This window comes from Paraburkholderia caffeinitolerans (assembly GCF_902859945.1).
GTDB lineage: Bacteria > Pseudomonadota > Gammaproteobacteria > Burkholderiales > Burkholderiaceae > Paraburkholderia > Paraburkholderia caffeinitolerans.
The window spans coordinates 119,199-140,889 of sequence record NZ_CADIKL010000004.1; the positions used below are offsets into that span (position 1 = coordinate 119,199).

Annotated in this window: 20 protein-coding genes; 2 read left to right on the forward strand and 18 right to left on the reverse strand. The window is 65.4% G+C overall.

The features are described from left to right. Positions 1-155 precede the first annotated feature (155 nt). From flhA to flhD, 17 genes are all read right to left on the reverse strand, one after another. Positions 156-2,255 carry a flagellar biosynthesis protein FlhA gene (gene flhA / locus HV773_RS05195; protein WP_129563122.1) on the reverse strand — a complete coding sequence of 700 codons (2,100 nt, stop codon included), beginning with the start codon at positions 2,253-2,255 and terminating at the stop codon, positions 156-158. Beyond that, positions 2,252-3,568 carry a flagellar biosynthesis protein FlhB gene (gene flhB / locus HV773_RS05200; RefSeq protein ID WP_129563123.1) on the reverse strand — a complete coding sequence of 439 codons (1,317 nt, stop codon included), beginning with the start codon at positions 3,566-3,568 and terminating at the stop codon, positions 2,252-2,254. Before flhB ends, flhA begins: the two co-directional genes overlap by 4 nt. A 243-nt stretch (positions 3,569-3,811) precedes the next feature. After that, the gene (locus tag HV773_RS05205) at positions 3,812-5,116 is read right to left on the reverse strand and encodes a DUF3443 domain-containing protein (protein WP_227875332.1); all 1,305 of its coding nucleotides are present in this window, start codon (positions 5,114-5,116) and stop codon (positions 3,812-3,814) included. 17 nt (positions 5,117-5,133) lie between these two features. Beyond that, positions 5,134-5,679, reverse strand: coding sequence for a DUF2844 domain-containing protein (locus tag HV773_RS05210; RefSeq protein WP_129563124.1), 546 nt, complete (start codon positions 5,677-5,679; stop codon positions 5,134-5,136). A gap of 265 nt (positions 5,680-5,944) precedes the next feature. Beyond that, positions 5,945-6,631 carry a protein phosphatase CheZ gene (gene cheZ / locus HV773_RS05215; RefSeq protein ID WP_129563419.1) on the reverse strand — a complete coding sequence of 229 codons (687 nt, stop codon included), beginning with the start codon at positions 6,629-6,631 and terminating at the stop codon, positions 5,945-5,947. A 79-nt stretch (positions 6,632-6,710) separates the two neighbouring features. After that, positions 6,711-7,106, reverse strand: a complete 396-nt coding sequence (gene cheY, locus HV773_RS05220) for a chemotaxis response regulator CheY (RefSeq protein WP_129563125.1) — start codon at positions 7,104-7,106, stop codon at positions 6,711-6,713. A gap of 78 nt (positions 7,107-7,184) precedes the next feature. Further along, positions 7,185-8,384, reverse strand: coding sequence for a protein-glutamate methylesterase/protein-glutamine glutaminase (locus tag HV773_RS05225; RefSeq protein ID WP_129563126.1), 1,200 nt, complete (start codon positions 8,382-8,384; stop codon positions 7,185-7,187). Then, positions 8,381-9,193: a chemoreceptor glutamine deamidase CheD gene (cheD, locus tag HV773_RS05230; protein WP_129563127.1), complete on the reverse strand. Its 813-nt coding sequence runs from the start codon at positions 9,191-9,193 to the stop codon at positions 8,381-8,383. Before cheD ends, HV773_RS05225 begins: the two co-directional genes overlap by 4 nt. Continuing rightward, a complete protein-coding gene (locus HV773_RS05235) occupies positions 9,190-10,173 on the reverse strand; it encodes a CheR family methyltransferase (RefSeq protein ID WP_174220067.1) in 984 nt (327 codons plus the stop codon). The genes cheD and HV773_RS05235 overlap by 4 nt, the downstream gene beginning before the upstream one ends. Continuing rightward, complete coding sequence (locus tag HV773_RS37235; protein ID WP_281365252.1) at positions 10,170-10,301, reverse strand: hypothetical protein; 132 nt, start codon at positions 10,299-10,301, stop codon at positions 10,170-10,172. The genes HV773_RS05235 and HV773_RS37235 overlap by 4 nt, the downstream gene beginning before the upstream one ends. 117 nt (positions 10,302-10,418) lie before the next feature. After that, positions 10,419-12,260: a methyl-accepting chemotaxis protein gene (locus HV773_RS05240; protein WP_129563128.1), complete on the reverse strand. Its 1,842-nt coding sequence runs from the start codon at positions 12,258-12,260 to the stop codon at positions 10,419-10,421. 51 nt (positions 12,261-12,311) lie between these two features. After that, complete coding sequence (locus tag HV773_RS05245) at positions 12,312-12,851, reverse strand: chemotaxis protein CheW (protein ID WP_129563129.1); 540 nt, start codon at positions 12,849-12,851, stop codon at positions 12,312-12,314. A gap of 66 nt (positions 12,852-12,917) precedes the next feature. Further along, on the reverse strand, positions 12,918-15,200 hold the full coding sequence (gene cheA / locus HV773_RS05250; protein ID WP_129563130.1) for a chemotaxis protein CheA: 2,283 nt from the start codon (positions 15,198-15,200) through the stop codon (positions 12,918-12,920). Between the two features lie 69 nt (positions 15,201-15,269). Further along, a complete protein-coding gene (locus HV773_RS05255; RefSeq protein WP_129563131.1) occupies positions 15,270-15,641 on the reverse strand; it encodes a response regulator in 372 nt (123 codons plus the stop codon). Between the two features lie 94 nt (positions 15,642-15,735). Further along, positions 15,736-16,842 carry a flagellar motor protein MotB gene (motB, locus tag HV773_RS05260; protein WP_129563132.1) on the reverse strand — a complete coding sequence of 369 codons (1,107 nt, stop codon included), beginning with the start codon at positions 16,840-16,842 and terminating at the stop codon, positions 15,736-15,738. 89 nt (positions 16,843-16,931) lie between these two features. Next, positions 16,932-17,792, reverse strand: coding sequence for a flagellar motor stator protein MotA (gene motA / locus HV773_RS05265; RefSeq protein WP_129563133.1), 861 nt, complete (start codon positions 17,790-17,792; stop codon positions 16,932-16,934). A gap of 210 nt (positions 17,793-18,002) precedes the next feature. After that, complete coding sequence (gene flhD, locus HV773_RS05270) at positions 18,003-18,320, reverse strand: flagellar transcriptional regulator FlhD (RefSeq protein ID WP_129563134.1); 318 nt, start codon at positions 18,318-18,320, stop codon at positions 18,003-18,005. Between the two features lie 599 nt (positions 18,321-18,919). Between flhD and HV773_RS05275 the strand changes: the two genes are divergently transcribed. Then, positions 18,920-19,987: a glycosyltransferase family 4 protein gene (locus HV773_RS05275; protein ID WP_129563135.1), complete on the forward strand. Its 1,068-nt coding sequence runs from the start codon at positions 18,920-18,922 to the stop codon at positions 19,985-19,987. Between the two features lie 212 nt (positions 19,988-20,199). On the opposite strand, the gene HV773_RS05280 is transcribed toward HV773_RS05275, so the two are convergent. After that, positions 20,200-20,496 (reverse strand): H-NS histone family protein, encoded by a 297-nt coding sequence (locus HV773_RS05280; protein ID WP_129563136.1) that lies wholly within the window; start codon positions 20,494-20,496, stop codon positions 20,200-20,202. Between the two features lie 286 nt (positions 20,497-20,782). Between HV773_RS05280 and aqpZ the strand changes: the two genes are divergently transcribed. After that, entirely contained in the window at positions 20,783-21,529 is a 747-nt protein-coding gene (aqpZ, locus tag HV773_RS05285; protein WP_129563137.1) for an aquaporin Z, read from the forward strand. The last annotated feature ends 162 nt before the right edge of the window (positions 21,530-21,691 follow it).

Genomic DNA, 21,691 nt, shown 5'->3' on the forward strand with positions numbered 1-21,691 from the left:
GTCATGTTGAACGACGCCGAGAAGGGATTCAAGGACGCACTTGAAGGCAAGGTGCAGTCAGAAGAAGCGTTTCGCAATTCGCTGTTGCGTCCTGGTTCACCGAAGTACGCGGGGTGATGGCGAAGAAGTGGCCGGGCGCGTGCCTCCCGCCCCTATCACCCCGCCCCCACCACATTCACCACCCGCACATTGCGCGTATCCGGCACCTCCGCATACGAAAGCACCTTCAACTGCGGCAGACTACGCCGCAAAAAGCGCGAAAGCATCGGCCGCAGCGCATGCTGCACGAGCAGCACGGGCGCAAGACCGAGCGCCTGCTGACGCCCCATCGCCATTTCGGTCTGCGTGAGCAGCGTATGTGCGAGGCCCGGCTCCAGCCCTGGGTTCGGTCCCGAGGTGAGCGTCTGCGAAAGCACGCGTTCGAGATTGGCGTCCAGCCCCATCACCTGCATGTCGGCATTGCCCGGGAACCACTGCTGCGTGATCGCGCGGCCCAGCGAGATGCGCACCGCCGCCGTGAGATCGTGCGCGTCGGGCGAGCGCTGCGCGTGCTCCGCGAGCGACTCCATGATCGTGCGCATGTCGCGGATCGGCACGCCTTCTTCCAGCAGGTTCTGCAACACCTTCTGCAAGGTCGTGACCGCCAGCACCTTCGGCACGAGGTCATCCACGAGCGAGGGCGTGTCCTTCTGCACGCGCTCGATCAGCGCCTGCACTTCGCGGCGGCCAAGCAGCTCGGCGGCGTGCATCACCACGAGGTGATTGAGGTGCGTCGCCACCACGGTGCTCGAATCGACCACCGTGTAGCCGAACACCTGGGCCTGCTCGCGCATGTTCGAGTCGATCCAGATCGCGGGCAGCCCGAAGGCGGGGTCTGTGGTCGGCGTGCCGGGCACCACCGCGCTCACCTGCCCCGGATTGATCGCGAGCCACTGGCCCGGGAACGCCTCGCCCGAGCCCACTTCCACGCCCTTTAGCGCGATGCGGTAGGCATTCGGGCGCAGCTCCAGGTTGTCGCGGATGTGAATGACCGGCGGCAAGAAGCCGATTTCCTGCGCGAACTTCTTGCGGATGCTCTTGATGCGCTTGAGCAGTTCGCCGTCGGTGTTCTTGTCGACGAGCGGAATGATGCGATAGCCCACTTCGAGGCCGAGCGTATCGATGAGCGCCACGTCGTCCCAGCTCGCCTCAGCGTTCTCGACCGGCGCGGCGGCGGCCGGCAGCACGTCCGCGAGCACGGCGCTCGCCTTCTTCGCCTCGGCGTTCTTTTTCAGCACGCGGCCAAGCTGGATCGCGCCCCCGCCCAGCACCAGAAATGCGAAGTGCGGCATACCCGGAATCAGGCCCATCATCAGGATGATGGTGCCGGTGATCATCATCACGCGCGGGTTCGTGAAAAGCTGGCCGGTGAGCTGCGTGCCGATGTCCTCGTTGGTCGCCACGCGCGAGACGATCACGCCCGCGGCCGTCGAGATCACGAGCGACGGAATCTGCGCGACGAGGCCGTCGCCGATGGTCAGCAGCGTATAGGTCTCGCCCGCCGCGGCGATCGGCATGCCGTGCTGCACCACGCCCACGATCAGCCCGCCGATGATGTTGATCGCCATGATCAAGAGGCCCGCGATGGCGTCGCCGCGCACGAACTTGCTCGCGCCGTCCATCGAGCCGTAGAACTCGGCTTCCTGGGCGATCTCGGTGCGGCGCTTGCGTGCGGCCTCCTCGTTGATGAGGCCGGCGTTCAAGTCGGCGTCGATCGCCATCTGCTTGCCGGGCATGGCGTCGAGCGTGAAGCGCGCCGACACTTCCGCAATCCGCCCCGCGCCCTTCGTGATCACCATGAAGTTGATCACCATGAGGATCACGAACACGACGATGCCCACGGCGAAATTGCCGCCCACGAGGAAGTGGCCGAACGACTCGATCACCTTGCCGGCTGCGGCAGGGCCGGTGTGGCCTTCTAGCAGCACGACGCGCGTGGAGGCCACGTTCAGCGACAGACGCAGCAGTGTGGAGAACAGCAGCACGCTCGGGAACGCGGCGAAGTCGAGCGGCTTCATGGTGTACATGCTGACGAGCAGCACCATCACCGAAAGCGCAATGTTGAAGGTGAACAGCAGATCCAGCAGGAACGGCGGCAACGGCAGGATCATCATGCCGAGGATCATGCAGATCAGGATCGGTCCGGCGAGCGCGCGCAGATTCGTGCCTTGCAGCACCTCCGGGCGCCGCGCGAGGAAACCGGTGCGGGCGTTCATTCTGTTGCTCCTTCGTTGCCGTTGCGTGCTGCTTTCCGCGCTTCGTCTTGCGCTTCTTTCCGATTCGCGCCGGCGGTGTTCGATGCGGTGTTGGGTGCGGCGCCCTGCGCGCCGCCGCTGGCCGCGCGCGCCTCGGGCGAGAGCGCTTCGTCGGCTTCCTCGGTGGCGTCTTCGTCGCTCACCACGCCCTTGTCCAGTTCAGGCGGCACGTCGAGGTCGGTGGGCGCCATCGGCACGTCGCCGCCGTGCTCGCGAAAGCGCTTCAACTGATAGACCCACGCCAGCACCTGCGCGACCGCGCCATAAAGCGGGCCGGGAATCTCGCGGTTGATGTCGACGTTGTAATAGAGCGCGCGCGCAAGCGGCGGCGCTTCGAGCAGCGGCACGTTGTGCTCGGTCGCGAGCTCGCGAATGCGCGCGGCCACAAGGTTCACGCCCTTGGCGACCACCTTGGGCGCGCGCATTTCGCCGTCGGCGTACTGGAGCGCGACGGCAAAGTGCGTCGGATTGGTCACCACCACGTCGGCCTTGGGCACCTGCGCCATCATGCGGCGGCGCGCCATCGCGCGCTGCTGCTGGCGAATGCGGCCCTTCACGTGCGGGTCGCCTTCGTTCTCGCGATGCTCGCGCTTCACTTCTTCCTTGGTCATGCGCAGCTTGCGGTGATACGACCAGAGCTGATACGGCACGTCGATGGCGGCCACCACGAACATGCCGGCGACGGTCGTGCCGCAGCACACGGCAACCAGATGGAGCGCTTCGGCGAACGCGCGCGGCGGAGGCTGCATGGCGAGGCCGAGAATCTCGTCGCGCCGCACCCACAGCGCCGATCCCCCGATGCCGCCCACCACGAGCGTCTTCGCGATCGACATGCCAAGCTGGATCGGCCCGTTCACCGAGAAGATGCGCCCGAGCCCCGACACCGGATTGAGGCGGCTGAACTTCATCTCCAGAGACTTAGTCGAGAACAGCCAGCCGCCCAGCGCCATGGGCGCGAGCAGCGCGGCCACGCCGGTCAGCAGCAGCACGGGCAAGAGCGCGATGAGGCCTTCGCGCGCGGCCACGCCGGCGCCCGTGAGCATGCGCTTCGTCTCGAACGCGCCCGCGTGGTTGAAGGTGAGCGCGCCGCGCAGCATCGTCTGCAAATGCTCGCCGATGGTGCCCGAGAGCATCCACGCGCCAAAGCACCCCGCCGAAAGCAGCGCGAACGTGGAAAGCTCCCGCGAACGCGCGACCTGCCCCTCCTCACGCGCCTTTTCGAGGCGCTTGGGAGTGGCTGATTCGGTTTTTTCGAGGTCGCTGTCCTCTGCCACGGATGCTCCGGTCGGCGGCGCACGCACACCCGCCACCCCTGCGGTGACGGCGCACGCCCTTTTTCAGTGAGAGCGATTATTGCCTCGGGGCGCAAGCGGCGATTGACGGATCAGGACGGGGAAACCGGGGTAGTTCGGGAGATGGGATGGCTGCGGGGGCGGGTGCGAGGGTAAGTCCGACGGCAAGAACGAGGCAGGTGTGCGCGCCCGCCGCAGCCGCGGCGGACGCACCGGCAACGGGCGTCAGAACGCGACGTAGGGCGCCTGGCCGTACCCGTAATACACGTAACGCCCATAGAAGAACGGCAAGCCGAGGTCGAGGTTCGCGGTCGAGCCGAACGCCCCGGCGAGGTCGTTGAGCGCGTAATTGGAGCCGCTATTGAGCAGCGCCGCTGCGCTCACCACGTTGAAACTCACGTTGGCCGAGACGTTGTTCTGGTCGGTGAGCGTCGCATTGAGCGTAAGCGGCTTGGCCGGGCAATAGAACGTGCCGAGGTTGCCGCCGCACTGCGCAATGCCGCTATCGGCGAAGAACAGGCCGTTCGAGCCCGAGTCGAGGAATGCGGACTTCAGGGCCCGACCGTTGTACGTACCAGTCATGTTGCCCCCTCCGTCGGTCGCGAAACGCTGCACCGAGGTGGGTATCGCATTGTTCGACTGCGTGCCAATGCCGAATACCAGCGTGCCTGTGGCGGAGGCCTGGCCGTTGTTGGAGATGGGCGGCATCTGCAGGATCACGCCGTTGTTGTCGCCGGGAAAGTTCGCGACGGGATTGGCCACCTGGTTGTTCAGCGCGACGGCCGTGTTCGCGCAGTTGCTGCTGATGGTGCCATTGGGGCATGCGTAGTACATGCTGCCCTGCGCGGAGCTCGCGCAGCTTGAGCCGCAGTCCCACGGCGCGATGCCGATGCCGAGAATGCCGTTCGCGCCGATCGCCTGCACCGAGTTCTGCGACGGGCCGATGTCCGAGCAGTTGCTTGGGACCGTGGAGCTGGCGAGGTCGCCAATCACCTGAATCGGAATGTTGCTGGCCGTCTCGCCACCGATCTTCACGTCTGCGCGGCGCACCGTGCCCCAGGTGTAGCCGTCGGCGAACCCCGTGCATTCGGCGAGCGTGGCGCCGTTGCTGGTGGTCAAGGGCAACGTGCTGCTGAAGTTGCCGAGCGCCGAGGCGACCAGGCGCAGCCCGAACGAGGCCGTGTCCACCTGAATATTGTCGATGGGCTGGCAAGTGCCGGTGTTCGGCACGCAGATGGTCACGCTCACCGTGGGGATATTGGGCACATTGCCGGTGATGCCCCGGTTCACGGTCACGACCACGGTATTCGAGGCGGTGGCGGCGATGGGCGTTTGCTGGGGACCGGCGGGCAACGACGAGGTGTCTCCGCTGCCCCCGGCACTGGAGCTGCTGCCGGAGCCACTGGAGCCGCCGCCACCGCCGCCGCACGCGGCCAGACCCGCCGTCAGGGCGAACAGCACGGCAAAGAGAAAAGCACGCGGCTCGCGCAGGGCGCGAACGAAGGCGCTGGGGATTCCGTGGATGGACACGTTTCGCCTCCCGTTCGTTATTGGATGTCGGACGTGCTGACGCCGGCCGGCAGCGCCTGCGGCAGCCACGCCTCGCCCGAGAAGGCGCCCATATGGCCGCCCGAGTGGACGACGAGGCCGCTGCTCTCGATCGCGCCGGGGCCGCGCACGCCTCTGGCGCGATTGGCTTCCACGCCGGAAACGTACTGCGGGAAATAGTTGCCGAGCAGCGTCGCGAGGTTGGGCGGCTGCGGCCCGTTCCATGCCACGCCGAACACGGTGCCGGCCTGCGAGATGTACTCGCGCACGACGGTGCCGTTCGCGAGCGTGGTCTGCTTCACCGTATAGGCGGCTGCGGAAGCCGGGGATGCCGCACTGGCTTGGGTCGCCTGGCGCACGACCGCGGACGCGGCCCCCTGGCCAGCCGGGCTGATGGCGGCGTTGGGAACATTCGGAACGGTGACGCTCGCGCCCTCGGGCGTGCTCATGGGCGCGCCGCCCAGCGCGGCGCTGGCCGGCTGCGCGATTCCGAATATGCCGATTGCGCACACGAGCGCCCCGGCAAGACGCGATGTTGAGGACATACGGGACGTGCCCGGCGCGGCGGGCACAACGGTTGCAGGGGTGGATGCGTGCGGATACAAGGTGGCCCTCCCTTCCCGGTCGCGCATTCCTCGGCGCACCGCGACGGCAATGAGTAATCGAACTCTAGTATGCCTGCACGAAATGACATTCGGCAGCTAGCCGAGCGGCCAGGTCAGTGCGCCGTCAAGCGGGTCGCGAAGCCATACGAGCGGGAGGCAGCTTGAGAGGCGACCCAACGGGCCGCCACCGCTGCGCGCCAAAGCGCTAGAACCCCAGGCTCGCGAGCAGATCGTCCACTTGCGCCTGATCCTGCACCACGTCGGCCTTGCCTTCGGGATCGATCTGCGGGCCATTCAGGAGCGCCTCGGGGCTGCCCGTGCCGCTGGCCGTCTCCGCGAGCAGCGCGGCTGTCGCCGCAAACTGTTCGCGCCGCTCCGGCGCGATGTTCTCGACCAGCACCGTGAGCAGTTGCTGCTCGATCAGATAGACCACGTCCATGATCTTCTTGATCACCTGGCCGGTCAGGTCCTGGAAATCCTGCGCGAGCATGATGGCGAGCAGCTGCTGGTTGGTCGCCGCCGTGGACTGCGGCACGCCTTCCAGAAACTGGCGCGTGTCGTCCATCAGCGCGCGCACTTCCTCGCGGCCGATCGGCGCGTCGTACCACGTGGTCCAGCGCGCCGAGAGTACTTTGGCATCGCTTTCGAGCTGGACCTGCATCGGCTTGGCCACCTCGATCGCAGTGAGCACGCGCTCGGCGGCCTGCTCCGTCATGTTCGCGACATAGCGCAGCCGGTCGCGCGCGTCGGGCACCGCCTCGGCCGCGCGCTCCACGTGCTTGTCGAGGCCGAGCTCGCGCATGGAATCGCGCAGTGTGCGCGTAAGCTGGCCGATGCGCGCGAGGATGCGGTCCGAAGCGAGCTCGCCCGTTTCGGCGTCGATCTGCTGCATCGCAGGTTGCACGCCGGGCTGCGCTTGTGGCTGCGCTTGTGGCTGCACTTCGGGCGGCACGTCGGTGAACTCGTTCACGTCAGCTCCCGGCCTTCGCCATCTTTTCGAGAATCTTGTTGAGCTTCTCGTCGAGCGTCGCCGCCGTGAACGGCTTCACCACGTAACCGCTCGCGCCCGCCTGCGCAGCGGCGATGATGTTTTCCTTCTTCGACTCCGCCGTCACCATCAGAACCGGCAGCTGCGAAAGCGACGCGTCGGCGCGGATCGCCTTGAGCATCGCGAGGCCGTCGAGGTTCGGCATGTTCCAGTCGGAAATCACGAAGTCGTAGCTGCCGCTGCGCAGGCGCGCGAGGCCCGCTGCGCCGTCCTCGGCTTCGTCGACGTTCGAGTAGCCCAGTTCCTTCAGCAGATTGCGGACGATCCGGCGCATCGTCGGAAAGTCGTCCACCACCAGAATCTTCATTCCCTTATCCATCGCGTTTCCTTCCTCTAAACCATAAATTTGCTACATGCACGGGCCCACGCCCGGCATGCCCCGCATGTACTACACGTACTACACGCGCTGCACGCGCTCGCCCATGCTGGCGAGGCGCAGCATCACCCGGCGGCTCATCTCGGCGAGCGGCGCAATCTCGTCGGCGGCGCCCATCGCGATTGCCTCGCGCGGCATGCCGAACACGATGCAGCTCGCCTCGTCCTGCGCCAGCGTGAAAGCGCCCGCCTGGCGCATCTCCAGCAGGCCCGCCGCGCCGTCGCGGCCCATGCCTGTGAGAATCACGCCGATCGCGTTCTTGCCCGCGTGCAGCGCCGCCGAGCGGAACAGCACGTCCACCGACGGCCGATGCCGGTTCACCGGCGGCTCGTCGGACAGATGGGCGATGTAGTTCGCGCCGCTTCTCGCCAACAGCAAATGCGCGTGGCCCGGCGCGATATAGGCGTGTCCGGGCAGCACGCGTTCGCCGTGCTCCGCTTCCTTCACGGTGATGCGGCACAGGCCGTTCAGGCGCTGCGCGAACGACTTCGTGAAGCCGGGCGGCATGTGCTGCGCGATCAGCACGGCGGGCGCATCGGGCGGCAGCGGCTGGAGCACTTCGCGGATGGCCTCGGTGCCGCCCGTCGACGCCCCGACGATCACCAGCTTCTCGGTCGAGACGAGCGGGTTGTTGAGCATCGGCGCGGCGTGAACCGGCGCGTGCGCGCCATGAGCACTGTGCACACTGGCGGGATGCGCCGCGTGCGCCGCGTGCGCAGCGGCGCCAGGCGTAGCAGCGCCCGAAGCCGCCATCGCAGACGTCGCCGCAACGGCGCCAGCCGGCGCATGCGCCCGCGCAGCCGGACGCACGCGGGCGCGCGAGGCGGCACGCACCTTGTCGGCTAGTTTTTCGGCGTATTCGAGCATGCCGTCGCGAATGCCCACTTTCGGCTTGGTCACGAAGTCGACCGCGCCCAGCTCCAGCGCGCGCAGCGTGATTTCGTTGCCGCGCTCGGTAAGCGAGGACACCATCACGACCGGCATGGGCCGCAGGCGCATGAGCTTCTCGAGAAAGTCGAGCCCATCCATGCGCGGCATCTCGACGTCGAGCGTGAGCACGTCGGGGTTGTGCTGCTTGATGAGCTCGCGCGCCACGAGCGGGTCGGGCGCGGTGGCGACGACGGTCATGTCCGGCTGGCCATTGATGATCTCCGTCATCAGGCTGCGGATCAGCGCCGAATCGTCGACGCATAGAACCTTGATTTTCTGCACAGCGTTCACGCCTCCTCCACTGTCCTGGCGTTGTCTTGACCGGGTGGCCGCGCCCCTGGCGCGCTCGCGCCGAACCATTCGATGCGCGGGCGTGCCGGCGGCGGCGGCGATGATGAAAATGCGGCGGCGTTGCCTGCTCCTGGCGTGCCGGCCGAGGCAATGGCATTACCCGCACTCGCCGCGCCGCCGCGCAAGCCGAACAGCTCGACGCGCGCACGGGCCCGCGCGAGCCGTTCGGCTCGCGCCTCGGGTGTTTGCTGCGCGAGTTGCTGCTCGCGCTCGGCCACGCTCGACTCCTGCGAGAGGCGCAGCTTCTTGACCATGACCTGGCCCGTGCGCGGCAAGAACGCGACCTTGCGCGGATGCGAGCCCTGCAAATCCTCGGCGACGATACGGATGCTCTCGGTCGCCAGATAGCGGCGCACGAACGCGGCGTTGCGGTCGCCGATATTCATGGTCGTCATGCCCGCGAGCACGGCCGCGCCGCCAAACACCTTCGCTTCGAAGCGCTCGCGCCGTCCGCCTGCCTTGATCAGCTCGTTGATGAGCACTTCCATGGCGTAGGCGCCGTAGCGCATTGCGTCGGAGGCGGCGGGCAGCGTGTTGCTGGCATCGGCGCCGTCGTCGGGCAGCATGAAGTGATTCATGCCGCCGATGCCCAACGAGCGGTCCTGGATGCAGGCGGCCACGCATGAACCCAGCACGGTGACGAGCACCATGTCGTCGCCGGTGGTGAAAAACTCGTTGGGCAGCAGCTTCACGCCGGGGCGCTGGAAGTGCGAGTCGAAATAGCGGTTGGCCGCGACCGGCAGGCTCATGCGGCTGCTCCAATCGGTTCGGCCTTCGCGCCGTGACGCGATGCCGCCGTACCCGCGCTTGCATTCACACTCGCGGCGCGCTCGTACACGGTCTGGCCGCGCAGGCGAAACGCCTGCGTCACGTACGTGAAGTTCTCCGAATGACCCGCGAACAACAAGCCGTCCGGCTTCATCAGCGGCTCGAAGCGCGCGAGCACCTGGGCCTGGGTCGGTTTGTCGAAGTAGATCATCACGTTGCGGCAGAAGATGGCGTCGAACGCCGTGCGCAAGCCGTAGTCCGCATCGGTGAGATTCAGTTGCTCGAAGCGGATCATCTGCCGCAATTCCGGGCGCACCTTCACGAGCCCCGCATGTCCGCCCGTGCCCTTGAGGAAGAAGCGCTTCAGGCGTTCCTGCGAGAGATGCTTCACCTGGTCGAACGCATAGACGCCCGCGTCCGCCTTCGCGAGCACTTGAGTGTCGAGATCGGTCGCGAGCACGCGCGCCTCGCGCGCGGCGCGCTCGCCGAGCGATTCGATCAGCGTCATCGCGATCGAATAGGGTTCCTCGCCCGTCGAGGCCGCCGAGCACCACACCGAAACCTGCGAGCGGCGCTGGACGAAATCGGCGAGGATCGGGAAGTGATGCGCCTCGCGAAAGAACGCCGTGAGGTTGGTGGTGAGCGCGTTGGTGAACGCCTCCCACTCGCTCGCGTCGTTGCGCTGCTCGAGTTCGTCGAGATACGCGCGAAAGCTCTCGTGCCCAAGCGCGCGCAAGCGCCGCGCTAGACGGCTGTATGCCATGTCGCGCTTGTGGTCCGAAAGCGAGATGCCCGCGCGGCGGTGGATCAGCGCGCGAATGCGCTCGAAGTCCGCCGACGTGAATTCGAAATCGCGCGCGCTGCCTTCGCCTGGCATGCCTGGCGCGCGCGAGGCGTCGCCACGCTCGACGCGTTCGACCCGTTCCGTGCGGGTAGCGCGGGAAAAACGCAGCGCCTTCATGACACGGCTCCCGCGGCCACGCCCGCCGGCAATGCGCGCGGCGCGCGCGCGGCATACAGCGCCTGCGCTGCCGCGTGGGCCGCGTGGGCCACCTCGCGGTGCGAATCTTGCCGTCCTTGTGCGCTCATGTGCGTTGCCTTGTTCGTTTCAACGTATTTCCGCGTGCTTTTCGCGTGCTTTTCGCGTGCTTTTCGCGTGCTTTTCGCGTGCTTTTCGCGTAGTCGTGCCGGGTCGGGGCGGGTTGCTCAGAACGTTTCCCAGTCGGCATCGTCCTTCACGGACGCCGTAGCGACTGCTGCTTGCGGTTCGATGCGCACGGCGTTGGCCGGCTTTGGCTGCGGCTTCGCCACGGTTGCCGGCTTCGCACTGGCACTCGCTCGCGCCGTGCCGCCAGCCACCGGCGGCGTGTGCTTGACAGCCGTAGCAGCCGAAACTGCCGTGACCGCGACTGCCGGCGCCGTCTTGACCTCGGCCTTCACGGCATGCGCGCCCGCTGCGCGCGCATGAGTGCCGTGACCGCCCGCATGACCGCTCCCATTCGTGCGCCAGTTGCCCAGCACGGCCTGCAAATTGCGCGTCTGTTCTTCGAGCGACGCCGCTGCGGCCGCCGCTTCTTCCACGAGCGCCGCGTTCTGCTGCGTGACGGTGTCCATCTGCGTGACGGCGCGGTTCACCTGCTCGATGCCGCCCGACTGCTCCTCCGAAGCCGCGCTGATCTCTCCCATGATGTCGGTCACGCGACGCACGGCCTGAAGGATTTCCTCCATCGTCGTGCCCGCGCGGCCCACCAGGGCCGATCCGCTCTGCACCTTCTGCGCCGAGTCGTTGATGAGTTCCTTGATTTCCTTCGCCGCGCTCGCACTGCGCTGCGCGAGGCTGCGCACTTCGCCCGCGACCACCGCGAAGCCACGCCCCTGCTCGCCCGCGCGCGCCGCTTCCACGGCGGCGTTGAGCGCGAGAATGTTGGTTTGGAACGCAATGCCCTCGATCACGCTGATGATGTCCACGACCTTTGCCGAGCTCGCGGCAATGTCCTGCATCGTGTCGACGACTTCGCCCACCACCACGCCGCCGCGCGTGGCGATGTCCGACGCGTTGACGGCAAGCTGGCTCGCCTGACGCGCGTTCTCGGCGTTCTGGCGCACGGTGCCGGTGAGCTGTTCCATGCTCGACGCGGTCTCTTGCAGCGAGGCGGCCTGCTGCTCGGTACGCTGCGAGAGGTCGGTGTTGCCCATGGCGATCTCGCGCGCGCCCACGTCGATGGAGCCCGCGCCCGTGTGCACGGCCGACACCAGCGTGACGAGGCTTTCCTGCATGCGCTTGATGCCCGCGAACAGACGTCCGATCTCGTTCTTGCTATAGACCTCGATGCGCTCGGTGAGGTCGCCGTGCGCGATGCGCTCGAACGCCTGCACCGCGTCTTCGAGCGGCTGCACGATGAGGCCGCGCAGCGCGAAGCGGATCGCCACCACGAGCACGAGCGCCACCGCGATCGCCACGCCGATCAGCGTGCGCATGAGCGAATTTTGCGCGCGCGCGCTTTGCTCGCGCGCCTGGGCGCCGTCCTGCATCTGCTGTTCGATCGGCGCGGCCGAGTTGTCGTAGTCGACGAACATCGGGCTGATCTTCGTCTGGGCGATCGCCTGGTACGCGGCGATATCGTATGCGCGCAGCGCCGCAAGTTCGGGCTGCACGCCTTCTTGCAGCAAGGTCGCATGCTTTGCGTTGAGCGTGTCGAGCGCCGTTGCTTCGATGCCGTGTTTGGGCGCGGCCTCGAAAGCCTTCCACGCTTCGTTGGACTTGCCAAGCAGGTATTCAGCTCGCTCGATGACCTTCTTCGCCTCGTCGACCTGGCCCGCCGCGTTAAGCGAGTTCGCGCGGTCGAATGAGACCCGCGCGCGCAGCAGATACGACGACGAATCGCTGAGCGTACGCATCGCGACGAGGTCGCCGCGCGCGATCGTGGCGAGCGAGTCGCTCGCGTTGCCGAGCGCGTACAGCCCGAGCGCGCCGACGATGCCCGTCAGCGCCAAAAGAATGAACGCGACGCCCGTGAGCGTCGTGCGAATCGACCACCTGTTCAGCATCTTGTTTGCTCCTGTCCTGTGCAGCGGTTGTGTGCGCCGGTTATAGGCGCCTCAAGCGCCGAGCGTTTCGATCAGCGCCATCTCGCGGCTCGTCATGAGCTTTTCGATGTCCATCAGGATCAGCATGCGGCCGTCCACGGTGCCGAGCCCCGTGAGGTATTCGGTCGTGAGCGTCGCGCCGAATTCGGGCGCGGGCATGATCTGGTCCGCTTGCAGCGTGAGCACGTCGGACACGCCGTCCACCACCATGCCCACCACGCGATGCGCGACGTTCAGGATGATCACGACGGTCTGATGGTCGTACTCGACACGGCCCAGGTGGAACTTGATGCGCATGTCCACGATCGGCACGATGATGCCGCGCAGGTTGATCACGCCCTTGATGAACTCGGGCGCGTTCGCGATGCGCGTCACGCTCTCGTAGCCGCGAATCTCCTGCACCTTGAGAATGTCGATGCCGTACTCTTCCGCGCCCAGCGTGAAGACGAGGAATTCCTGTCCGCCTGCATCGGCGTGCTGCGCGTCGCGGCGGTGCGCGCCAGCAACGGCGCCCGCTGCGCCGCTGCCCTGGATGGATTGGACTTCTGCCACGTTAGCCCCTGAACGGTTGGGAAATGATTGGTTGATCCGGACTACTACAAGTCTGCTCAGGCGCGCTTATGCCAGTTCGGCGAACGCGCCCGCATTTCTAGCCACAATCGTGGCCGCCTTCGCGGCCGCATGCGCCCCCACGCTCACGCCGTGCGATGCACGCGTTTCGCGGTTGAGCGCGGCCACATCGACGATCAGCGCAACGCTGCCGTCGCCGAGGATGGTCGCCGCCGAGATGCCATGCACCTTGCGATAGTTCGTTTCGAGGTTCTTCACCACGACCTGCTGCTGGCCCACCAGCTCGTCGATGAGCATCGCGAAGCGCCGGCCCTCGGTCTCCATGATGGTGACGATGCCCTGAGTGGGATCCGTGCGCGCGCCCTCCACGTTGAACACATCGTGCAGCGCCACGAGCGGCAGATATTCGCCGCGCACGCGCACCACGCGGTCGCCGTTGGTGACGGTGTAGATGTCTTCGTGGCGCGGCTGCAGCGACTCCATCACAAAGTTCAGCGGCAGGATGAAGATCTCGCTGCCAACCTTCACCGACATGCCGTCGAGAATCGCCAGCGTGAGCGGCAGCACGATGCGCGTCGTGGTGCCCTTGCCCGCGTGCGAGGTGATCTCCACGTGGCCGCCCATCGACTGGATGTTGCGCTTCACCACATCCATGCCCACGCCCCGGCCCGACACGTCGGTCACCTGATCGGCAGTCGAGAAGCCCGGCATGAAGATGAGATTCCAGACCTCCTCGTCGGTCATCGTTTCGCTCACCTGCATGCCCTGCTTGATCGCCTTCGCGAGGATCTTGTCGCGGCGCAAGCCCGCGCCGTCGTCGCTCACCTCGATCACAATGTTGCCGCCGTGATGCGCGGCCGAGAGCACGAGCTGGCCGGTGCCGTCCTTGCCGGAAGCGCGGCGCGCCTCCACCGTTTCGATGCCGTGGTCGAGCGAGTTGCGCACGAGGTGCGTAAGCGGGTCGATGATGCGTTCGATGAGGCTCTTGTCGAGTTCGGTCGCCTGGCCGAACGTGACCAGTTCCACTTCCTTGCCGAGCTTCGCGGCGAGGTCGCGCACGAGACGCGGGAAGCGGCTGAACACGTAGTCCATCGGCATCATGCGGATCGACATCACCGCTTCCTGCAAGTCGCGCGCGTTGCGCTCCAACTGCGCCATGCCGTTGAAGAGGCGGTCGTGCAACGCGGGGTCGAAGCTGCTGGTGGTTTCCGCCAGCATCGCTTGGGTGATGACGAGCTCGCCCACGAGATTGATAAGCTGATCGACTTTCTCCACGCCTACGCGAATCGAGCTGCCTTCGGTCGATGCGGCCGACGCGGCCGCGGCCGCGCGCGGCTTGCGTTCGCTGTCGGCGGCGGCGGGCGCTGCCGGAGTTGCGACCGGAGTGGCCGCGACAGGCGTGGGCGCTTCGGCTTGCACTTGCGGTGCTGCGGGCGCGGGTGCAACGGCTAGTGCCGTTTGCGGCACTGGCTCGAACACCACTGCGGGTTCGGCAACCGCGCTCGCCTCGCCTTGCACGGGCGTGCCGCGCCCGATCACGATCTGGCTTTCGTCGATCACGAAGCAGCACACGGCGACGATGTCGTCGGCGGGCACATCGGTTTCGAGCCACAGCGTGAGATCGTCGCCGGTCTTCACCTGGCCGAGAACGCGGCCCAGATTGCCGAGTTCTTCGGCGAGCAGCGCCTGATCGTTCGCGTCCACGCGGCGCAGCGTGATGCGCAGGTGCGAGCCATCAGCCCCCGCCGGCGCGGCAGCCATCGCTTCGTCCACGACGTGCTCGGGAACGCCGCTCATCGCCGAGGGCAGATTCGCTTCGAACGCGGCGTCGAGATCCTCTTCGGAATCGACGGCGGGCGCGCTCACGGCTGAAGCAACCGCGGCAACCGACACAAACGCCGACGCAGACGCAGGCACAGCAGCCGGCGCGGCAAGGCCACGGCTTTCCGCATACAGCTGCTCGAGCTTCGCGCGCACGGCCGCCGCCGCGGATGCATCGGGCTCAGCGCTCGCGCGATAGGCCGCGAGCTGGTCGGAGAGCACGTCCTTGGTTTCGAGGAACGTGTCGATCATGTCCTTGCGCAGCGCGAGTTCGTGGTTGCGCGCGCGATCGAGCAGCGACTCCAGAATGTGGGTCGTCTCGGTGAGCGCGGTGAAGCCGAACGTCGCCGCGCCGCCCTTGATCGAGTGCGCCGCGCGAAAGATCGCCGCGAGATCCTCGGGATCGGGCTGGCCGACGTTCAGGTTCAGGAGAAGCTGCTCCATCTGCGCGAGCAGCTCGTCCGCCTCGTCGAAAAACGTCTGATAGAACTGTGTGATGTCGAGAGTCATGGCTCTTTCACCGCGATAATTGCGTGGCCGTGGTGTGGCACTGGCCTGCGTAATTCATGTATTCGTTCATTAGCTTGCTTCGCCGAGCGCGCTCGCCAGATCGACGAGCAGCTCGGGGTCCACCGGCTTTTCGATCCATCCCGTCGCACCGGCGTCGCGCACCGCCGCCTTGAAGCCTTCGTCCGACTCCGTGGTCAGCACCAGGATCGGCGTTTCCTGATACGACGGGTTCGCGCGCAGCCGCTTGATCAGGTCGAGCCCGCCCATGCGCGGCATGTACAGGTCGGTGAGCACCAGATCGAAGCGCTGCGCGAGCGCGTGCTCGAGCCCGTCTTCGCCGTCGTTGGCCACCGTCACGTCGTAACCGGCCGAGCCGAACGCCGCACGCAGGATCTCCCGCATGGACGCCGAATCGTCGATTGCCAGAATATTTCTGATCATCCGTTCCTCGTTCGCGTGCTGCTTTGGTGCTCACCGCGCTGTTCATGCGCTGTTCATACGCCAGTCGCCGCGCTCGCGCCGTTATTCCTCGTCGTTATTCCCGTGTTTCGGCCGCCAGCTCCGGCGCCACGGCCTGCGCCACCGGCGCGAGCTTCACGCCGACCGGCGCGGTATTGGGCAATGGCGTCGGCAGCTGCGCCGGCACCCGCGCGGCCGGCACCTTCGCCACGCCGCCCGGACCCGGCACGAGCCCAGGCAACAGCGCCTTGCCCGAACCCGCCGCGTCGTCGGAGAGCGTGGTGGTCGTGGTGTCGTCGCGTGTCAGCGCGTCTTCCGACTTCCGGTTGAGCACGATGATGCTGATGCGGCGGTTCTCGGGATCGAGCGGGTCGGCCTTGTTCAGGTTCTGCGTGGAGGCAAGGCCCAGCACACGCAGCACCTTCGCCTCGTCCATGCCGCCCGCGATCAGCTCGCGGCGCGATGCGTTCGCGCGGTCCGCCGAAAGCTCCCAGTTGCTATAGCCGCGCTCGCCGCCCGCATAGGGCACGGCGTCGGTGTGGCCCTGCACGACGATGCGGTTGGGCACGTCATTCAAGGTCTTGCCGATCGCTTGCAGGATGTCGCGCATGTACGGCTCGACCACGTCGTGCGCGGTCGCGAACATCGGCCGCTTCTGCGAATCGACGATCTCGATGCGCAAGCCCTGCAGCGTGGAGTCGATGCGGATCTGCTGCCGGAACTGGCGCAGCACCGGGTTCGCCTCGATGGCGGCCATCAGCTTGACTTGCAGGTCGTGCAGACGCACCTGCTCCTGGCGCTCGAGCGAGCCTTGCTGCTTGTTCTGCGACTGGTCGTCGGCGTGCGCGACGGCGCGGTCCGCGTGCGCCCTCATGCCGTCGCTGCGGCGCGTGACGCCCTGCTCCTGTGAGGAGATATCGCGCCCGCCGCCCTTCACGATGCTCGAATCCTCGGCGCTGCGCTCGCCGCCCCAGAGCGTGACCTTGAGCGGCTGGTTGAAGTAGTCGGCAATGCCGCGCAACTGCACCGTCGACGCCGACGAAAGCAGCCACATCAGCAGGAAGAACGCCATCATCGCGGTCATGAAGTCCGCGTAGGCGAGCTTCCATGCGCCGCCGTGATGGCCGCCCTTTTTCGGCGCGACGCGCTTCACCACGATGGCGCGATCTTTGTTGCCGCTCATCTCCCGCCTCCCGTCTTCATCGCCTGAATCTGTTGCTTCATGACCGCCGCCGCCCTTGCTTCAATTCGCATGCCGAATTTATTTCGCCTTCATTTCGCTTTCACGCGGCGCACGTGCTCTTCGAGCTCGGTGAACGACGGACGCTCGGTCGAGTACAGCACCTTGCGGCCGAACTCGACGGCAATGGCCGGCGCGTAGCCGTTCAGGCTCGCGAGGATCGTGACCTTGATGCACTGGAACATCTTGGTGGACTCGGCCACGCGCTGCTCGGCGAGGCTCGCGAGCGGGCCGATCAGGCCATACGAAAGCAGAATGCCGAGGAAGGTGCCCACCAGGGCCTGGGCGATCATTTCGCCGAGCACCGCCGGCGGCTTGTCGGCGGATGCCATGGTGTGCACCACGCCCATCACCGCCGCGACGATGCCGAACGCCGGCATCGCGTCGCCCACCTTGGAGAGCGCGTGCGCGGGCCCTTCGCCCTCGGCGTGATGCGTCTCGATCTCCTCGTCCATGAGGCTTTCGATCTCGAAGGCGTTCATGTTGCCGCCCACCATGAGCCGCAGGTAGTCGGTGAGAAATTCGACGATGTGATGGTCGGCCAGGATCTTCGGGTACTGCGTGAAGATCGGGCTCTTCTGCGGATCGTCGATATCGGCTTCGAGCGTGAGCGTGCCTTCCTTGCGCGCCTTCGCGAGCAGGACATAGAGCAGCGCGAGCAGCTCCATGTACACGTCCTTGTTGTACTTGGAGCCCTTGAAGAGCGTAGGCAGGACGCGCAGCGTCGCCTTGATCGTCTTCATGCCGTTGCCGAGGATGAATGCGCCGAGGCCCGCGCCGCCAATCATCAACAGCTCCATCGGCTGCATGAGCGCGGCCAGATGGCCGCCCTCCAGCGCGTAGCCGCCGAAGACGCAGACGATCGTCAAGAGTGTTCCCACGATAATCAGCACTGCCGGGTCCTCACTGGAAAATTGCGCGCGAACCGCCTTCGGCCCGCTCCCTTGATTGGGTTTACGGCACCGGCGCGAAAAATCTTGAGAACGGGCAGACGCGCGGTTTCCGCGCGGGCAAACGTTTGAGGGGTGGTGTTTGAGGGTCGGTTCGGAATGGCGCGCGCAACGGCGCAGCCGGGATCGGTCGGGCTAAAGCGGGCCGCCGGCTCAGCCGGTCTGATCGGCGCTTTGATCGGCCATGAGCATGGCCGAATGAATCTGCGCGGCTTTGCCCTTTTCGGCGAGCGCGCTCAGGATGGCGTGCTCGTCGAAGCGGAAGCGGCACAGGAGCTGACTGGAGGCGGCGAGCCGCACGGCCTGCGCGGCCGTGAGCTGGGTCAGCACGTCGGCCAGCGGCTCCGAGATCCCCATGCGGAACATCCCGTCGGTGCGGTCTTCGCCCAGCAGCCGTTGCGCGAGCAACAGGTACGACAGATTTATTTCATTGATCTCGCTGAGCATGTCGCTTGGCGTCGTCGCGCTCATGGAATCCCCCGAATTCGAAACGTAGCGGCTGGTCAGGCCTGTAACGGAAACGTTTGCTCGTTCGTAGTGATGCTCACAAGGCGCGCGAAGGGCACAAGAGGCACGACTAGCCGAACGGCCCGTTTAGTGGTCGTCCACGCATTGTGGCGAGGGTGCCGGCAAATGGAAATCGGACGGATGCCGCGACGCGATGCGAGAAAAACTTTCCTTTTTATGTAGGAATTTTTCTGACAAGAGAAAGAGGGATCGAGATGAGAGGCGATTCGAATGATGCTTTTCAGATATTTTCGCCAAGCTTCTGCCGATTATAAAAGCCTTTTCATTCATACGTAATAAATCTGTCCACAGGGTCTGACCATATTGAGCGTTCAGGCACGTGAATTGCGGTTCGCCGCGCTTTCGCGCGTCACGCTTTGCAATGTGTACTTACAGGGGGTGTTTCCCGCTGTAACAACATTAAGTGATTGCAAAACAACTCGTATTCCTGATTCGAATGACCATAATCGAGCCTAGGGATTACCCCATACCGAAACATCTGACCGCGCACATTGCCATGTCAGTTGCACGTCACGCGGCAAATGCCCAAGGAGATCTAGCCAATGCGAATCGCACAAATCGCGCCACTTTACGAAGCCGTTCCGCCCAAGCTTTATGGCGGCACCGAGCGCGTCGTGTCCTATCTGACCGAAGCGCTGGTCGACCTCGGCCATGACGTGACGCTGTTCGCCAGCGGCGATTCGGTCACCTCGGCAAAGCTCGAAGCGGCGTGGCCGCGCGCGCTGCGTCTGGACCCGACGATCCGCGACGCGCTCGCCCCGCACATCGTCCTGCTCGAGCGCGTGCGCCGCATTGCGCACGAATTCGACGTGCTGCACTTTCACCTCGACTATCTGCCGTTCCCGCTGTTCTCGACGCTCGACACGCCGTTCGTGACGACGCTGCATGGGCGTCTCGATCTGCCCGAACTGCAGCCGGTGTTCGACTCGTTCTCCGAGGCACCCGTCATTTCGATTTCGGATTCGCAGCGCCAGCCGCTGGGCCAGGCCAACTGGCTGAACACGATCTATCACGGGCTGCCGAAGAACCTGCTCACGCCGCAAACGAGCCGCAAGCCCGAGTACCTCGCGTTCCTCGGCCGCATCTGCCCGGAAAAGCGCGTGGACACCGCGATCAAGATCGCCGCGCTCTCGGGGCTGCCGCTGAAGATTGCCGCGAAGGTGGACAAGGTCGACCAGGACTACTTCAAGACCGAGATCGAGCCGCTGCTTTCGCAGGCGCACGTGGAGTTCGTGGGCGAGATCAACGAAGCGCAGAAGCCGGAATTCCTCTCGGGCGCGAAGGCGCTGCTGTTCCCGATCGACTGGTCCGAGCCGTTCGGCCTCGTGATGATCGAGGCGATGGCGTGCGGTACGCCCGTGGTCGCCTTCAACCGCGGCTCGGTGCCTGAAGTGATCGATCCGGGCGTGACCGGTTATATCTGCGAGGACGTGCAGGGCGCCGTGGCGGCGCTACAAAATATTGATTCTCTTTCACGCGAATCCATTCGCGCACAGTTTGAGCAACGTTTCACGTCGCACATCATGGCCAGCAATTATGTCGAAAGCTATTCGGAGCTAATCGAAGCCACGCGTCGCCCGGTGCTTCGCCGCGTCGCGGCAGCAGGCTGAATGCGAGAAGTGCCTTACGCTGAGATAAAAAGACAAAAAAAGGCCGCGTGAATCGTTTGCGTACAGTCCAATAGCCCGACTATTCGCAGAAAAAAAGAGCCGCATGTTTCATGCGGCTCTTTTTATCCGGATAAGCAAATGCGCCCGGTCAGTCTCTTGTGGCTCATGTAGCCGCGCGGCATTGCTCAAGCTGACAATTGCATAACGCGAAATCAGGCGATCAAATAACGTTCGCGATTCTTGCCCGCGATCCATTTGGGCGGCTTTCCGCGCCCGCTCCAGGTCGCGCCGGTTTTGGGATCCTGATAGCGCGGGGGCAGCGGAGCCTTCTTGGGCGGGCGTCCGCGCTTGGCCGCTGCCGCAAAGCCGAGGTCCTGTGCAGACAGACCATACTCGACGATTTTCTCGCGGATCATCGTGATGACGTCGGCGATTTCGGTGCGTCGTGCGTCGTCGGCCTGCGCCTGGAGTTTGGCGATCTGGGCCTTGAGTTCTGAATATTGTGACATTTGGCTCTCCCCTCATTGTCGATCTAGCTGACTCGAAACGAGATTAGACGTAAATAAGAGAATTGGCAATCGATGCTAATACTGTTTTATCAGGATATTGCCGCATTTAACAATTGCTCATCGGAAGCGGCATTCGATACGCATCTACCGCAATAATAAGAGCAATTACTTCGGAATTGACAATCATTGACACCCGCGCTTTTCGTGAATCCCTAGAATCGGGCCTCTCCTGGTGCCGGCATTTTTTACCCGGCGCCCGTCAAAGACCTTTTCGAGGCATCGCGAAATGCACTTATCCAAACGACTTCTTGCCGAGCTGTTCGGCACTTTCTGGCTCGTGCTCGGCGGCTGCGGCAGCGCCGTGCTCGCCGCTCATTTCGACGGCCCGGTGCAGGGACTCGGCATCGGCTTCGTGGGCGTGGCGCTCGCGTTCGGCCTGACGGTGCTCACCATGGCGTTCGCCATCGGCCATATTTCGGGCTGCCATCTGAATCCCGCGGTTAGCGTCGGGCTCATGGTCGCCGGCCGCTTTCCGGCACGCGATCTCGTGCCGTACGTCGTGGCACAGGTGATCGGCGCCACGCTCGGCGCAGCCGCGCTCGCGTGCATCGCCACCGGCAAGCCGGGCTTCGATCTCGTCGCGAGCGGCTTCGCGACCAATGGCTACGGCGATCACTCGCCGGGCCACTACACGCTCGCCGCGGCGTTTGTCTGCGAAGTCGTATTGACGGCGTTCTTCCTGTTCGTGATCCTCGGTTCGACCGACAAGCGCGCGCCCGCTGGTTTCGCGCCCATCGCCATCGGCCTGTGCCTCACGCTCATCCACCTGATCTCAATCCCGGTCACCAATACGTCCGTGAACCCGGCGCGCTCGACCGGCCCGGCGCTCTTCGTGGGCGGCGAGGCGATCTCGCAACTGTGGCTGTTCTGGGTAGCACCGATCATCGGCGCGGTGATCGCCGGCATCGTCTACCCGCTCATCGCGGGCCGCCGCGAAGCCATGGCTGAAGCGCCGGCTCGCGTACACGCATAACAGGCGCTGCACGGTCTGGCCATACGGGCGCTTCGGCGCCCGTTTTTGCGTTGGCCTTTGCTTTGTTTTTTGCGTTTGCGCTCCGTCATAGCCACGCAAGGCGGCGCAAGCGGCGCTGCTAGAATCGGGCGATTCCATCACCCCGAATTCGAGGCGCACCGC

Bases quoted from the DNA above. Each gene is read 5' to 3' on its own strand.
- cheZ (WP_129563419.1), bottom strand. From the start codon at position 6,631: ATGCAGCAGATCGACGCCGAAACGGGCGAGCTCGCTTCGGACCGCATC.
- cheD (WP_129563127.1), bottom strand. From the start codon at position 9,193: ATGAGCCTGCCGGTCGCGGCCAACCGCTATTTCGACTCGCACTTCCAG.
- motB (WP_129563132.1), bottom strand. From the start codon at position 16,842: ATGAGCGGCAACAAAGATCGCGCCATCGTGGTGAAGCGCGTCGCGCCG.
- flhD (WP_129563134.1), bottom strand. From the start codon at position 18,320: ATGAGCGCGACGACGCCAAGCGACATGCTCAGCGAGATCAATGAAATA.
- HV773_RS05210 (WP_129563124.1), bottom strand. From the start codon at position 5,679: ATGTCCTCAACATCGCGTCTTGCCGGGGCGCTCGTGTGCGCAATCGGC.
- HV773_RS37235 (WP_281365252.1), bottom strand. From the start codon at position 10,301: ATGAGCGCACAAGGACGGCAAGATTCGCACCGCGAGGTGGCCCACGCG.
- flhA (WP_129563122.1), bottom strand. From the start codon at position 2,255: ATGAACGCCCGCACCGGTTTCCTCGCGCGGCGCCCGGAGGTGCTGCAA.
- HV773_RS05235 (WP_174220067.1), bottom strand. From the start codon at position 10,173: ATGAAGGCGCTGCGTTTTTCCCGCGCTACCCGCACGGAACGGGTCGAA.
- HV773_RS05280 (WP_129563136.1), bottom strand. From the start codon at position 20,496: ATGTCACAATATTCAGAACTCAAGGCCCAGATCGCCAAACTCCAGGCG.
- cheY (WP_129563125.1), bottom strand. From the start codon at position 7,106: ATGGATAAGGGAATGAAGATTCTGGTGGTGGACGACTTTCCGACGATG.
- HV773_RS05240 (WP_129563128.1), bottom strand. From the start codon at position 12,260: ATGCTGAACAGGTGGTCGATTCGCACGACGCTCACGGGCGTCGCGTTC.
- HV773_RS05275 (WP_129563135.1), top strand. From the start codon at position 18,920: ATGCGAATCGCACAAATCGCGCCACTTTACGAAGCCGTTCCGCCCAAG.
- aqpZ (WP_129563137.1), top strand. From the start codon at position 20,783: ATGCACTTATCCAAACGACTTCTTGCCGAGCTGTTCGGCACTTTCTGG.
- HV773_RS05255 (WP_129563131.1), bottom strand. From the start codon at position 15,641: ATGATCAGAAATATTCTGGCAATCGACGATTCGGCGTCCATGCGGGAG.
- cheA (WP_129563130.1), bottom strand. From the start codon at position 15,200: ATGACTCTCGACATCACACAGTTCTATCAGACGTTTTTCGACGAGGCG.